The organism is Amycolatopsis sp. CA-230715, assembly GCF_018736145.1.
Classification (GTDB): Bacteria; Actinomycetota; Actinomycetes; order Mycobacteriales; family Pseudonocardiaceae; genus Amycolatopsis.
The window spans coordinates 3605352-3619527 of the sequence record NZ_CP059997.1 but is presented as its reverse complement, the minus strand read 5'-3'; the positions used below and the strand labels follow the sequence as shown (position 1 = coordinate 3619527).

The 14176-nt window shown below is 71.0% G+C and carries 15 protein-coding genes; 14 read left to right on the top strand and 1 reads right to left on the bottom strand.

Going from position 1 to position 14176, the window contains the following annotated elements; genetic code table 11:
* Positions 1-310: 310 nt before the first annotated feature.
* Positions 311-1060: a phosphoglyceromutase gene (locus HUW46_RS16835; RefSeq protein WP_215548175.1), complete on the top strand. Its 750-nt coding sequence runs from the start codon at positions 311-313 to the stop codon at positions 1058-1060.
* 4 nt (positions 1061-1064) lie between these two features.
* Here the strand turns inward: HUW46_RS16835 and HUW46_RS16830 are convergent, their stop codons facing one another.
* Positions 1065-1709: a DNA-binding response regulator gene (locus tag HUW46_RS16830; RefSeq protein ID WP_215548174.1), complete on the bottom strand. Its 645-nt coding sequence runs from the start codon at positions 1707-1709 to the stop codon at positions 1065-1067.
* A gap of 96 nt (positions 1710-1805) precedes the next feature.
* Between HUW46_RS16830 and HUW46_RS16825 the strand changes: the two genes are divergently transcribed.
* From HUW46_RS16825 to HUW46_RS16765, 13 genes are all read left to right on the top strand, one after another.
* Positions 1806-2654 (top strand): oxidoreductase, encoded by an 849-nt coding sequence (locus HUW46_RS16825; protein WP_215548173.1) that lies wholly within the window; start codon positions 1806-1808, stop codon positions 2652-2654.
* A gap of 152 nt (positions 2655-2806) precedes the next feature.
* Entirely contained in the window at positions 2807-4057 is a 1251-nt protein-coding gene (locus tag HUW46_RS16820; RefSeq protein WP_215548172.1) for a sensor histidine kinase, read from the top strand.
* Positions 4054-4743 (top strand): response regulator transcription factor, encoded by a 690-nt coding sequence (locus HUW46_RS16815; RefSeq protein ID WP_215548171.1) that lies wholly within the window; start codon positions 4054-4056, stop codon positions 4741-4743. Before HUW46_RS16820 ends, HUW46_RS16815 begins: the two co-directional genes overlap by 4 nt.
* Positions 4744-4790: 47 nt before the next feature.
* On the top strand, positions 4791-5816 hold the full coding sequence (locus HUW46_RS16810; protein WP_215548170.1) for a Ppx/GppA phosphatase family protein: 1026 nt from the start codon (positions 4791-4793) through the stop codon (positions 5814-5816).
* Between the two features lie 107 nt (positions 5817-5923).
* The gene (locus tag HUW46_RS48875) at positions 5924-7618 is read left to right on the top strand and encodes a hypothetical protein (RefSeq protein WP_215548169.1); all 1695 of its coding nucleotides are present in this window, start codon (positions 5924-5926) and stop codon (positions 7616-7618) included.
* Positions 7619-7625: 7 nt separating this feature from the next.
* Positions 7626-8429, top strand: coding sequence for a sugar phosphate isomerase/epimerase family protein (locus tag HUW46_RS16800; RefSeq protein WP_215548168.1), 804 nt, complete (start codon positions 7626-7628; stop codon positions 8427-8429).
* A gap of 81 nt (positions 8430-8510) precedes the next feature.
* Positions 8511-9437: a proline dehydrogenase family protein gene (locus HUW46_RS16795; RefSeq protein ID WP_215548167.1), complete on the top strand. Its 927-nt coding sequence runs from the start codon at positions 8511-8513 to the stop codon at positions 9435-9437.
* Positions 9434-10255 (top strand): thioesterase family protein, encoded by an 822-nt coding sequence (locus tag HUW46_RS16790; RefSeq protein WP_215548166.1) that lies wholly within the window; start codon positions 9434-9436, stop codon positions 10253-10255. The genes HUW46_RS16795 and HUW46_RS16790 overlap by 4 nt, the downstream gene beginning before the upstream one ends.
* Before the next feature lie 101 nt (positions 10256-10356).
* Positions 10357-11181 carry a pyrroline-5-carboxylate reductase gene (gene proC / locus HUW46_RS16785; RefSeq protein WP_215548165.1) on the top strand — a complete coding sequence of 275 codons (825 nt, stop codon included), beginning with the start codon at positions 10357-10359 and terminating at the stop codon, positions 11179-11181.
* A gap of 162 nt (positions 11182-11343) precedes the next feature.
* Complete coding sequence (locus HUW46_RS16780; RefSeq protein ID WP_215548164.1) at positions 11344-11559, top strand: helix-turn-helix domain-containing protein; 216 nt, start codon at positions 11344-11346, stop codon at positions 11557-11559.
* Positions 11560-11686: 127 nt separating this feature from the next.
* Positions 11687-11788 carry a 30S ribosomal protein bS22 gene (locus tag HUW46_RS16775; RefSeq protein WP_017986394.1) on the top strand — a complete coding sequence of 34 codons (102 nt, stop codon included), beginning with the start codon at positions 11687-11689 and terminating at the stop codon, positions 11786-11788.
* A gap of 289 nt (positions 11789-12077) precedes the next feature.
* Positions 12078-13127, top strand: coding sequence for an NAD-dependent epimerase/dehydratase family protein (locus HUW46_RS16770; RefSeq protein ID WP_215548163.1), 1050 nt, complete (start codon positions 12078-12080; stop codon positions 13125-13127).
* On the top strand, positions 13124-14176 hold the full coding sequence (locus HUW46_RS16765; RefSeq protein WP_215548162.1) for a lysophospholipid acyltransferase family protein: 1053 nt from the start codon (positions 13124-13126) through the stop codon (positions 14174-14176). The genes HUW46_RS16770 and HUW46_RS16765 overlap by 4 nt, the downstream gene beginning before the upstream one ends.

The window sequence follows — 14176 nt, the reverse complement described above, 5'->3', positions numbered from 1 at the left end:
GAGTGCGTGGAATCCAGCCGAGCGGGATGTAGTCAACTTGGCAGAAGGCACCCGGTAATCACAAGACTACCCGTTACTCCATTCGAGTGAAGTTCTGTCGATAGGTTGACGGAGTGCAGCCTCGCGGAGGTTCGGGAGAGCGAATACTCGCCGGTCGCGGGACAGAAGTGACGACTACCGGCCACGTTGACACACTCTAGGTAGACGAGCTGTCAACCGCATGAGCGAACGATGCCGGGGACCGGTCACTTCCGTGCGGGTTCGGGCACCCGCTGCCGGGCCGGCCGGCGATTCTGGCAGGCTTGCGGCCATGGCCGAACTTGGGACGCTCGTGCTCCTGCGGCACGGGCAGAGCACGTGGAACGCGGAAAACCTGTTCACCGGGTGGGTCGACGTCCCGCTCTCGGCGCAGGGCGAGGACGAGGCGCGCAAGGGCGGACAGCTGCTCGCCGACCGCGGCCTCCTGCCCGAGGTCGTGCACACGTCGCTGCTGCGCCGCGCGATCGCCACCGCGAACCTCGCGCTCGACGTCGCGAACCGGCACTGGATCGACGTCCGCCGCGACTGGCGGCTCAACGAACGCCACTACGGCGCGCTCCAGGGCAAGGACAAGAAGCAGGTCCGCGAAGAGTTCGGCGACGAGCAGTTCATGCTCTGGCGCCGTTCCTACGACACCCCGCCGCCCGAGATCGAGCGCGGCAGCGAGTTCAGCCAGGACGCCGACGCGCGCTACGCCCCGCTCGGCGACCAGGCGCCGCTCACCGAATGCCTCAAGGACGTCGTGGCGAGGCTCCTGCCGTACTGGGAGTCGGCGATCGTGCCCGATCTGCGCGCGGGCAAGACCGTGCTGGTGGCCGCGCACGGCAACTCCCTGCGCGCGCTCGTGAAGCACCTCGACGGCATTTCCGACGACGACATCGCGGGCCTGAACATCCCGACCGGGATCCCGCTGCGCTACGACCTGACCGAGGACCTCGAGCCGGTCACGCCCGGCGGCGAGTACCTCGACCCGGAGGCGGCGAAGGAAGCCGCGGCCGCGGTCGCCAACCAGGGCAAGTAGGGGCTCAGACGAGGCCGAGCTCGCGGGCCCGCACCCCGGCCTGGAACCGGGACGTGGCCCCGAGCGCGGCCATCAGTTCCGCCACGCGGCGGCGGTAGGTGCGCAGGCCGAGGCCGAGCGTTCGCGCCGCGGTCTCGTCCTTGCACCCGGAACCCAGCAGTTCGAGGATGCGCGGCGCCAGCGAGCGCAGTTCCGCGAACCGCCGGTCGTAGACGGCGAGCTCGGTGCCGCCGCGGTAGGCCGAGTCGAACAGCGACGTCACGCTGCGGATCACTTCGGGCCTGGTGATCACGCTGTAGGTCCGGTCCTCGCCGGCGAAACCACCGGCCAGGATCGCCAGCCGGCGGTCGATGATGATCGTTTCGTTGATCTCGTCCGGCGTGATCCTGATCTGCACGCCTTCGCGCTCCAGTTCGCGAAGGTACGGCGACATCGCCGGGTCGAGCAGCATGCCCGGCCGGTACAGCTTGCGGACGAGCTTGGGCCGCTCCGGCGGGGGCGGCATCCGAAGCTGAGACCGCCCCATCGCCCAGGTGTGCATGTCGTTCGCGGCGCACGCGAACTCGGACGCGCCGGTGAACAGGTGCCCCGCGCGTGCGAACAGCTCCTCTTCGCCGCGCACCACGGCCACGTCTTCGAGCGGCTTCACGTCAGCCAGTCTCGTCCCGTCCGCCACCCGGCGGCAAGGTTGGCAGGATGCTGCCAATCCGCACGCCGGCCCCGGCACGCGGCAAGCCTGGAAGCCATGACGAACGCGAACACGATCACCGCCGACGCGGCGGGCACCTGGCAGCTCGGCGACCGGACGGTCAACCGGCTCGGCTTCGGGGCGATGCGCCTTCCTGGCCGCGAGCAGGCCGTCGAAGTCCTGCGGAAGGCGCTCGACCTCGGCGTGAACCACATCGACACGGCGGCTTTCTACTTCTCCCCGCTCAGCTCCGCGAACGAGCTGATCAACCGCGCGCTGCGCCCGTACCCCGACGACCTGGTGCTCACCTCGAAGGTCGGCCCCGGCCGCGACCCGTCGGGTGAATTCCTGCCGGAGGCCCGGCCGGAGCAGCTGCGCGGCCAGGTCGAAGAGAACCTGCGCCAGCTCGGCCGCGATCACCTCGACGTGGTCAACCTGCGGATCGGGACCGGCCTCGACCGGGGCTCGGGCTCGCTCGCCGACCGGTTCGGCGCGCTGGCCGACCTCCAGCGCGAGGGCCTGGTCCGGCACCTCGGCATCTCGAACGTCGGTCTCGAGCACCTGGCCGAGGCACGCGACATCGCGCCGGTGGTGTGCGTGCAGAACCAGTACGGCCTGCAGGCACGCCGCGAGGACGACGCCCTGCTCGCGGAATGCGGCAGGCTCGGCATCGCGTTCGTGCCATTCTTCGCCATCGCCAGCGGCACGGAACATCCGGCGGTCGCCGAGATCGCCCGTGCGCGCGAGGTCACCCCGGCGCAGGTCAGGCTTGCTTGGACGTTGGCGAAGGGGCCCAACGTGCTGGCCATCCCCGGCACCGGCGACCCGGAGCACCTCGCGCAGAACGTGGCCGCCGCGGCGCTCGAACTCGGTGACGAGGAGTTCGCGCGACTCGACTCGATCTGATGAGGGAACTCCGTCCGATGTCGACAGAGAGCGACCGGAATGTGAACGGGGCCTGAATCGGGGAAGAACAAGTCCTTCGAAGGTGTCATGGCCATCACGAGAACGCTTCCAGGACTAGGCCAACAGGCTACCCCCGCGCTTACGATTCCCCCGTGACCGTGCCTGCCTCACTCGCATTGGCCATCGGATCATTGGTGGTCGGTGTGGTCGCCGGTTTCCTGATCGCGAAGCTCCGCCGCCGCACCGACCGGCACCAACCGGCGGGGCCGACCGTGGCCGAGCTCCTGCACCGGCTCATCCGGTCGTCCCACAACGGCGTCGTTGTGCTCAACCGCTTCGGCGACGTCGTGGTCCACAACCCGCGCGCCGAAGCGCTCGGGATGGTCCGTGACAACCAGGCCGACGGACGGGCCCGCAAGGCCGCGGAGCAGGTGGTCGAAACCGACGACGCGCTCGAGATCGACCTTTCCCCGCTCGAAGCGCGGGGGCGCCAGCCGGAGGCCGTGGTCGGCGAGGTCCGGCCCCTCGGCGAAGGGTTCACCGTCGTCGAGGCGGTCGACCACTCCGACGCGGTCCGGCTGGAAGCCACCCGCCGCGACTTCGTGGCCAACGTCAGCCACGAGCTCAAGACCCCGGTCGGCGCCATCGCTCTGCTCACCGAGGCCGTGCTGGACGCCGCGGAAGACGTCGAAGAGGTCCGCCGTTTCGGCGGCAAGATCCTCCGCGAGTCCACACGGCTCGGCCAGCTCGTCACGGAGCTCATCGCGCTGTCGCGGCTGCAGGGTGCCGAGCGCCTGCCCGATCTGAACGTCGTCGAAGTCGACGCCGTGGTCCGCGAAGCGCTCGGGCGCACCCGGATCTCCGCCGAGTCCGCCGAGATCACCGTCACCACCGACGGCCCGAGCGGCCTGCTCGTCGAGGGGGACCGGACGCTGCTCGTGACCGCGCTGTCGAACCTGCTCGAAAACGCCGTGGCCTACTCGCAGGCGGGTAGCCCGGTTTCGATCAGCAGGCGGTTCGTCGACGACGGCGTCGAAATCGCGGTCACCGACCGCGGCATCGGCATCGCCGAAGAAGACCAGCAACGCGTCTTCGAGCGCTTCTACCGCGCCGACAAGGCCCGTTCGCGCGCGACCGGCGGCACCGGCCTCGGTCTCGCGATCGTCAAGCACGTCGCCGCGAACCACGGCGGCGAGGTGCGGCTGTGGAGCAAACAGGGGACCGGCTCCACCTTCACCCTCCGGATCCCGGCGCACCTGGGGTCCGAGGCGGGCGAGGCGGGCACCACCCGCTCCGCGACCGGCAAGCAGATCCCCCCTGCGCCAAGGCAGGAGAAGACGCCCGACCGGACACCCCGGCTCGTTGGCTCGGGACCGGACAGCACAGATGGAGGAAAGCTGTGACCAGGGTGCTCATCGTCGAGGACGAGGAGTCGTTCGCCGACCCGCTCGCGTTCCTGCTGCGCAAGGAAGGCTTCACCGCCGCCGTCGCGGCGACGGGCCAGCAGGCGCTCGAGGAGTTCGACCGCAACGGCGCCGACATCGTGCTGCTCGACCTCATGCTGCCCGGGATGAGCGGCACCGACGTGTGCAAGCAGCTCCGCCAGCGGTCCGCGGTGCCGGTGATCATGGTGACCGCGCGCGACAGCGAGATCGACAAGGTCGTCGGCCTGGAACTGGGCGCCGACGACTACGTCACCAAGCCGTACTCGGCGCGCGAGCTGATCGCGCGCGTCCGGGCCGTCCTGCGGCGCGGCGGCGAACCGGGCACCGAGGGCGAGCTCGCGCCGCTCGTGCTCGCGGCGGGCCCGGTGCGGATGGACGTCGAGCGGCACGTCGTCACGGTCGACGGCGCGGACGTCTCGCTCCCGCTGAAGGAGTTCGACCTGCTCGAATACCTGCTGCGCAACGTCGGCAGGGTGCTCACCCGCGGCCAGCTCATCGACCGGGTGTGGGGCGCGGACTACGTCGGCGACACCAAGACGCTGGACGTGCACGTCAAGCGGTTGCGGTCGAAGATCGAGCCCGATCCGGGGTCGCCTCGGCACCTCGTCACGGTCCGCGGCCTCGGCTACAAGTTCGAGACGTGATCCCAGGCTTTTCCGCGCTCCACGAGCGACGGGTACCGTAGCCCCCTGTGCGCCTAGGGGTCCTCGACGTCGGTTCGAACACCGTCCACCTGCTCGTGGTGGACGCGCACCGCGGTGCGCACCCGACACCGATGCACTCCGAAAAGACCGTGCTGCGGCTCGCCGAGCAGATCACCAAGTCGAACGAGCTGAGCAAGCACGGCGCGGACCAGCTCGTCCGCGCCGTGGAAGCGGCCAAGGTGTCGGCGGCCCGGCTCGGCTGCGAAGAGCTCATGGCGTTCGCGACGTCCGCGGTCCGCGAGGCCGACAACTCCGCGAAGGTGCTGAAGAAGGTCGCCGACGAAACGGGTGTCGACCTGAAGGTGCTGTCCGGAGTGGACGAGGCCAGGCACACCTTCCTCGCGGTGCGGCGGTGGTACGGCTGGTCGGCCGGTCAGTTGCTGGTGCTCGACATCGGCGGCGGCTCGCTCGAGGTCGCGATGGGCATGGACGAGGAACCCTCGCTCGCCGAGTCGCTCCCGCTCGGCGCCGGGCGCACCACCAGGACCCGGTTCCGGCACGACCCGCCGACCCGGTCCGAGCTGATCGCGACGTCCTCGTGGCTCGAAGAGCAGCTCGCCGGGCTCGCGAAGAAGGTGGCGAGGCTCGGCCAGCCGGACCGCGTCGTGGCCACGTCGAAGACGTTCCGGTCCCTCGCCAGGCTGACCGGAGCGGCACCGTCGGCGTCGGGGCCGCGGGTGCGCCGCGTGCTCACCGACACCGCGTTGCGCCAGCTGATCGCGTTCATCTCGCGCATGCCGTCCGGTGATCTCGCCCAGCTCGAAGGCGTCAGCGCGAGCCGCGCGGGTCAGCTCGCGGGGGGCGCGCTGGTGGCTCAGGCCACGATGCGAGCGTTGTCACTCCACGAGCTCGAAATTTGCCCGTGGGCGCTTCGAGAGGGTGTCATTCTTCGGCGACTGGATCATTCGAACGGCGCGGGAGAAGCCGCTGACGGCGCCCGCGGCAACTCGTCGCGGAATCAGACCGGTGGCAGCACGGGACTGGACGTGACCGATACGCAGCGGGCACGGTGAAAGGGTGGCAGTAATGCGAGACCTCACGAGCCGGGCAGCCGTCCGGCCGGTGCCGCTGTGCTCCCGGATCGGGAGTTCCACGCTGATCACGTGTTTTGGACAGATGCATGACTGAAGACAACGGAGGCGAACCCCAGAAGACCGTCGCCGAACTGCTCGCGCAGCACGGTGGGACGGTCGACAGCGGAGGACGTCGTCGTCGCCGCAGGGCAGCCGATGACGACGAGGGCCCGGCCGCCCCGCCCGGCCGCCCGCGTGACATCGGCGACACCGCGCCGCAGGCGATCATCGACAGGGTGACCCGCGACGGCGACACCCCGCCGCCGCCGAACCGCCGCAACGGCGGTCCACGCCGCATGCCGCCCCGCGAGCAGCAGCCGCCGCAGCCTCCCCAGGGCCCGCCTCCCGGCGGGCAGCAGCACTCGGCGCCCTTGCCGCGCCCGAAGCCGCAGGACTCCGGCCCGCTGCGCAGGCCGCGACCGCAGCAGCGCCCGCAGGACTCGGCGGCGATGCCGTTGCCCGATCCCGCGGACGAGCAGGCCCCGCCTCCGCCGCCGCCCCCCGGCGCGCGGACTTCGCAGCAGTTGCCGGTGCCGCCGCGCGGCCGCAGACAGCCGCCGCCCCCGCCCGGCGCGCCGCAGGACAACCGGCGCGGCCCGAACGCGCGCCCGCGCCAGGCGCCCGAACCGCCCCCGGGCCCGCCGCCCGGTGGGCTCGCCGCGCGCCTGGACGGCCTCGAAGGTGACGAGCAGGCGCCCGCGCCGGGTGAGCGCCATCCCAGCGGGCTGTTCCCCGCGCCGACACCGGTCGAGCACGCGAGCGGGCACTTCCCCGCGCCTCCGGCGGACCAGCAGAGCGGGCAGTTCCCGGTGCCTCCGGCAGATCAGCAGAGCGGGCTGTTCCCCGCACCGCCGATCGATCCGAGCGCCGGGGGTGCCGCGCGCTCGCGCATGCAACGGCTCAACCGGCGTCCGCAGCCGCCGCGCGGGCCGGAACCGCACACCGAGCAGTTCCCCGCGCTTCCCGAAGACGGACCGGAGCCCGCCGCGGCGGCGCAGCCCGCGCCGCCGCGCGACGCGCCAGGGGGGCTCGCCGGCTGGCGGCAGCGTCGTCGCAAGGTCCAGGCGGAAGACACCGAGGTGGGCATCGCGCCCGTGGCGCCGCCCGGGGCCGCACCAGCGCCGGTGGAACCGGACGAGGACGAGGCGCCTGCCGGGCTGGCGCCGTCGACGAAGTACGTCGCCCCGCCGTCGTTCGCGCCCGCACGCCCCGCGCCCCGCGAGCCCGCGTACCCGGCCGAGGACGATCTCGTCGACGAGGAGGGCCTGCCGCCGACCGGCTACCACGACTCCCTCGCCGACGACGTCCGCGATCTCGAAGACGAGCAGGACGCGGCGCCCTACGAGGGCGACTACGCGTATGACGGCGAGTACGCCGAGGACGACCTCGAGTACGAGGACGACAACGCCGCGGACTACGACGACGGGTACGCGGACGAGTACGCCGAGGACGAGGAGCCGGCCGAAGAGGACGAGGCTTCCCCGGCGAAGCAGTGGCTCGCGATGGCGGCGCAGCTCGCGATCGGCGTCGTCGGCGGAGCCGGGGTGTGGCTCGGGTTCAACTGGCTCTGGGGCCAGCTGCCCGCGGCCGCGCTGGTCGCCGCGCTGGTCGTGGTGGTCGCGCTGGTGTGGATCGTGCGGAAGATCCGGCGCGCCGACGACATCCAGACGACGGTGTTCGCGGTGCTCGTGGGCCTGGTGGTGACGGTCTCCCCGGCCGCGCTGCTCCTGCTGGCCCGATAATGCGCGGGTGAACGCACACGCACCGGTCCCGGTCGGCCTGTCCACCGCGTCCGTGTGGCCGCTCCGCGCCGGGGCGGGCTTCGAACTCGCCGCGCAGCTCGGCTACGACGGCGTCGAAGTGATGGTCTGGGCGGATCAGGTCAGCCAGGACGTCTCCGAGCTGCGCCGGTGGTCCCGGCGCACCGGGATGCCGGTGCTGTCGGTGCATTCGCCGTCGCTGCTGATCACGCAGCGGGTGTGGTCGCCGGACCCGGTCGTCCGGTTGCGCCGCAGCGTGGACGCGGCGGTCGACCTCGGCGCCAAGACCGTCGTCGTGCACCCGCCGTTCCGCTGGCAGCGCCGCTACGGCGACGCGTTCGGAGACCTCGTCGCCGAGCTGGAAGAGGCCAGCGGGGTCGCGGTCGCGGTGGAGAACATGTTCAAGGTGCGGCCACCCGGCGGCGGGCGCAACGCGCGCGTGTCCGCGTTCCGGCCCTCGATCGACCCGACGGACGTCGGGTACGCGCACTACACGCTCGACCTGTCGCACACCTCCGCGGCCAGGATGGACGCGCTCGCACTCGCCGACCGCATGGGCGACCGGCTCGCGCACGTGCACCTCGCCGACGGCAGCGGCATCCCGTCCGACGAACACCTCGTGCCCGGCCGCGGCGACCAGCCGTGCGCCGAACTGCTGGAGCGGCTCGCCGCGCGCGGGTTCGACGGCCAGGTCGTGCTCGAGGTCAACACGCGGCGCGCCACGCAGGCGGCACGCCGTGTGAAGGATCTCGCCGAGGCGCTGCTCTTCGCGCGCCTGCACCTCGGGCAGTAGGGTGTCTCAAGATCATTTAGGGCCCGATACTGGGGATGGGTGCCTGCTTTTCCGGTCTGCGAACACGTAAGGTTGGAGCCCGTGAACCCGCTGCGATCACTGATTCTCGCCGCCGCAGGGAACGAGGTGATCCGGCGAGTGGTGTCGGCCACACCGGGCAGCAGGGACCTCGTCCGGCGGTTCGTCGCGGGGGAGACGACGGACCAAGCGGTGGCGGCGGTGCGCGAGCTCGCGGACTCCGGGCTGCACGCCACGCTCGACCACCTCGGTGAGGACGTGCACGGGCGGGCGCACGCCGAGAAGAACGTCCAGGCCAACCTGCGGATGCTCGACCGGCTCCACGCGGAGGGGTTGTCCGGCAGCGTGGAAGTGAGCGTCAAGCTTTCGTCGCTCGGCCTGCAGCTGGACGAAAAGCTCGCGCTCGACAACGCCTGGCGGATTTGCGCCGCCGCGGACCAGTGCGCCACGACCGTGACCCTCGACATGGAAGACCACACCACGACCGACGCGACGCTGCGGATCCTCGCCGAGCTTCGCCACACCTGGCCGTCCACCGGCGGCGTCCTGCAGGCGTACCTGCGCCGCACCGAGGACGATGCCGCCGCGCTAGCCGTCGAAGGGTCGCGGATCCGCCTGTGCAAGGGCGCCTACGCGGAGCCCGTCGACGTCGCGTTCGACCACGCGCACGCGGTCGACAGGTCGTACGTGCGCTGTGTCAACACGCTTCTCGCCGGCCCCGGTTACCCCATGTTCGCCACGCACGATCCCCGGCTGGTCGAGATCGCCGGCGAGCGCGCCCGCTGGCACGGGCGGGAACCGGGCAGCTACGAATTCCAGATGCTGTACGGCATCCGGCCGGAAGAGCAGCTCAGGCTGGCGAAGAATGGTGAGACAGTGAGAATCTACGTTCCGTATGGCGACCAGTGGTACGGGTACCTGATGCGCAGGCTCGCCGAACGGCCCGCGAACACGGCCTTCTTCCTCCGCGCACTGGCCAGCCGTTCGTGAGCGCGTTGAACAGCGGCCCGCTGCCGTTCGCCGCGGCGTGCCGGGTCCGGTCACTCGGCGACGGCACGCTCACCGCCGACCTGCGCCCGGAGTGGTCGATCGGCGGGCACCCGCACGGCGGGTTCCTGATGTCGCTGCTCGCGAAGGCCGCGTTGACGCTGCTGTCCGAACGCGGCGAGCCCACCGCGGACCCGCTGGTGGTCAGCGCGGAGTTCCTGCACCCGCCCGCGGTCGGGCCGGTGCTGCTGCGCACCGACGTCCGCAAACTCGGCAGGCGGGCCACCGTGGTGTCCGTGCGGTTGGAGCAGCGGGGCCGCAGCTGCGTCGAAGGGCGGATCACCGCGGGCAGGCTGCCCGTCCGCCGCCCGGACTGGAGCGATCTGCCGCAGATGCCCGCGGAACCCCCGGTCTCGGCGATCACCGCGCGGGCCGATGCCGGGGATGCCTCGTTCAACCTCGCCAACGGCTGCGACGTCCGGATCGACGCCGCCACCGCCGGGTACCTCAACGGGCGTTCCACCGAGCCGGTGATCCGGTTGTGGGCGCGCCCGCGGCAGGGCGAGCCGGATCCGTACTTCGCGCTCGTCGCGAGCGACGTCAACCCGCCGGTGGTGTTCAACCTCGGCCGGGTCGGTTGGTCGCCGACGGTGCACCTGAGCGCGATCCTGCGCGCCAGGCCCGCGCCCGGCTGGCTGCGCGTGCGGATCGACTGCCGGTCGGTGCAGGAGGCGTGGTTCGACTCGGACGCCACGGTCGTCGATTCGGCGGGCAGGCTGGTGTGCCAGGCGCGCCAGCTCGCGCTGGCCCCCGCGCCGTAACCCGCCGGGCGCGGATAGGACACTGGCCGCGCCGGAGCACACCGGGCGCGTGCCGCCCGCGTGCCGTCTCCGCACCGGAGTGCGAAGGAAGGGAGAACGCCGTGAGCGTGATCGCGGTCATGGGAGCGGGCAAGATCGGCGAGGCGCTGCTGTCCGGGCTGCTGCACGGCGGCAGGCGGCCGGGTGACCTGCTGTTCACCGAACGGCATCCCGAGCGGGCCGCCGAGCTGACGGCCCGGTACGGCATCGAGGCTGTCGAGGTCGACGAAGCGGCCAAGCGGGCGGACGTGCTGGTGGTCGCGGTGAAGCCGCAGGACATCGACCCGGTGCTCGCCGAACTGGCGCCGCTGCTCGGGCCGTCGTCGCTGGTCGTGTCGCTGTGCGCGGGCCTGCCGACGGCACTGTACGAGCGCAGGCTCGCGGACGGCGTGCCCGTCGTCCGGGTGATGCCGAACACCCCGATGGTGGTCGGCGAGGCGATGAGCGCGATCTCACCGGGCCGCCACGCGACCGCGGAGCACCTCGCGCTGGTCGAAGAGCTGCTCGCCTGCGTCGGCAAGGTCGTGCGGGTGCCGGAATCGCAGCAGGACGCCGTCACCGCGCTGTCCGGATCGGGACCGGCGTACTTCTTCTTCCTGGTCGAGGCCATGATCGACGCGGGCATCCTGCTCGGCCTGCCGCGTGCGGTCGCGGAGAAGCTGATCATCCAGTCGGCGGTCGGGGCCAGCAAGATGCTCGCCGACACCGGCGAGCACCCGGTCACGCTGCGCGAAGCCGTCACGTCGCCGGCGGGCACGACGATCAACGCGATCCGCGAGCTGGAGAACCACGGTGTCCGCGCAGCCCTGATCGCCGCGATCGAGGCCGCCCGCGACCGGTCCGTCGAGCTCGGGAAGGCGCACGAGGACGAGCCGGGCAAGCGCTGAGCGTGGTAGCTGAGCGTTCAACCGTGCTGGTAGGGGCTCATCTTGGTGACAGGCGTCGCACGAGTAACGCATGTCCCGCTACCCTCACGTAGAGCACGTGCGTGTCGATACCGCCGGTGGGGAAGCCGAGCGGCGCGGCACGTGGAGAAGGCACGGTGAACTATGCCGCCGAACAAGAAGGAGGACGTGCCCGCACTCGGGCAGGTCCAGTTCTTGACGGTCGCCGAGGTGGCCACGATGATGCGGGTCTCCAAGATGACCGTCTACCGCCTGGTGCACTCGGGTGAACTGCCGGCCGTTCGCGTCGGCAAGTCATTCAGAGTGCCCGAAAAGGTGGTGCACGAATATCTGCAGGGCGCCTATTTCGACGTCGGTTAGGCCCACCCCCGTCGGGTTGGGGCGTGAAGGCGCGGGTAACCTGGTACACCGCTCGTGCCTGAAGCGCTCCATCCGTTGGAATCCGCGCAGGGCCGCGTGAGAAGACGACGAAACTTAAGGAGCACCTGTGGGCTCGGTGATCAAGAAGCGCCGCAAGCGCATGTCGAAGAAGAAGCACCGCAAGCTGTTGCGTCGCACGCGGATGCAGCGTCGTAAGCAGGGCAAGTGACGCTTCGGCGCGCCGCGCACTTCGCGTGACGACTTCCGTCACGAAGCGTCGTTTCCTGACTGCGCCTTCTTGAGAGCCCGTCCACTGGTGTGGGCGGGCTCTCAGGCATTCGGGTGAGTTCGCTGGTCGCGGGTTAATAGCATGTAAGGCCTGTCGGCGCCACCCCTGTCCCGAGGTAACATTTCGCATGGGCTGGCACGATTCCCTTTTTCGGTACCGGCTCAAGCACTCGGCGTGACAGAGCTGTCGCCACCGCAACCCGCATTTCCACCCGCCCTCAGGGGGTCGCATGCCGTCCAACATCGTGCTCGTCACCGGAGTCGGGGGTGAGCTGGGGGGCAAGCTGCTCGCAAGACTGGGCAACAACCCCGAGTTCGAACGCGTCATCGGGGTGGACACGGTGCCGCCGGGCAGGCCGGTGCTGCAGCGGATGGGCCGCGCCGAGTTCGTGCGCGCCGACATCCGGAACCCGCTCATCGCGAAGGTGATCAGCACCGCGAACGTCGACACCGTCGTGCACGCGGCGACCACCTGCCACCCCGCGGCGCCCAGTGGCCGGACGGCGATCAAGGAAGTCAACGTCATCGGCACCATGCGGCTGCTCGCCGCGTGCCAGCGCTCGCCCCGGGTGCGCAAGCTCGTGGTCAAGTCCAGCGCCGCGGTCTACGGAGCGGGCGCCCGCTCGCAGGCGGTGTTCACCGAGGACTCCGAGCTCATCCCGGCGTCGTCGAGCGGATACGCGAAGGACGCCGTCGAGATGGAGGGGTACGTGCGCGGCCTCGCCCGCCGCCGCCCCGACATCACGATCACCACGCTGCGCTGCGGAAACCTCATCGGGCCCGCCGTGGACACCGTGCTCACCAGGTACTTCGCGCTGCCCGTCGTCCCGTCCGTGCTGGGCTACGACGCGCGCCTGCAGCTCCTGCACTCGACGGACGCGCTCGGCGTGCTCGAACGCGCGGTGCTGACCGAGCAGGCGGGGGTGTTCAACGTGGCGGCGGACGGCGTGCTGACGTTGTCCCAGGCGATCCGCCGCGCGGGCCGGGTCGAGCTGCCGGTGCCGAAGGGGGTCGTGCCGTCGGTCGCGAAACTGCTCCGCGGCGCGCGGGTGGTGGACTTTTCGGCCGACCAGGTGCGGCTGCTGAACTTCGGGCGCGTGGTCGACACGACCCGGCTCAAGGAGACCTTCGGCTACACGCCGAGGTGGACGACGAAGGCGGCCTTCGACGACTACATCGCCGGTCGCGGGCTGCACCCGGTGCTCGACGGGGACCGCCTGGCCGGCCTCGCCGGGAAGGTACTGGTCGCCGCGGCGACCGGGCAGGCGGCTGCCCGATGAGCCGTAGCTGGAACGTGGGAGCGGAAGACGTGTCAGGCAGCGCCGAAGCCCAGATCATCCCGTTGCACGGACCCGGCAGGGAGAAGGCGGCGGACCCGGTCGATCCGAAGGTGGACGAGCCGCGTGCCGACGCCCCCGTGGTGGCCTTCCCCAGCACGCAGAGCGAGGAGGAACGGCCGCCCGAGATCGAGCCCGAGCTCGGCGCCGAAACCCTTCCCGACGCCCTCGTGGCCGCATTGTCGTTCGTCAAGAGCAGGCTGACCGGTGACTTCACCGTCGACGAGTTCGGCTTCGACCGCGAGCTGACCGAAACGCTGGTCCTGCCGCCGCTGCGCGCGCTGTACGAAAAGTGGTTCCGCGTCAGCACGCACGGCATCGAAAATCTGCCGTCCGAAGGCGGCGCGCTGATCGTCGCCAACCATTCCGGCACGATCCCGCTCGACGCCCTGATGACCGCGGTCGCCGTGCACGACGAGCATCCCGGGCAGCGCCACCTGCGCGGTCTCGGCGCCGACCTGGTGTTCCGGGTCCCGTTCGTCGGCGCGCTCGCCCGCAAATCGGGCCAGACCCTCGCCTGCAACGCCGACGCGGAGCGCCTGCTGCGGTCCGGTGAGCTGGTCGGCGTCTGGCCGGAGGGCTTCAAGGGGATCGGGAAGCCGTTTTCGTCGCGGTACAAGCTGCAGCGGTTCGGCCGCGGCGGTTTCGTTTCGGCGGCGCTGCGCACCGGCGTGCCGATCATCCCGTGTTCGATCGTCGGCGCCGAGGAGATCTACCCGAAGATCGGCGACATCAAGCCGCTCGCCAGGCTGCTCGGCCTGCCCTACTTCCCGGTGACGCCGTTCTTCCCGCTGCTGGGCCCGCTCGGCGCCGTCCCGCTGCCGACGAAGTGGCACATCGAGTTCGGCGAGCCGATCCGCACTGACCAGTTCGCCCCCGAGGACGTCGACGATCCGATGCTGGTGTTCACCCTCACCGACCAGGTGCGCGAGTCCATTCAGCACAGCCTCTACCAGCAGCTTTCGCAGCGGGAGGGCGTTTTCCGCGGTTAG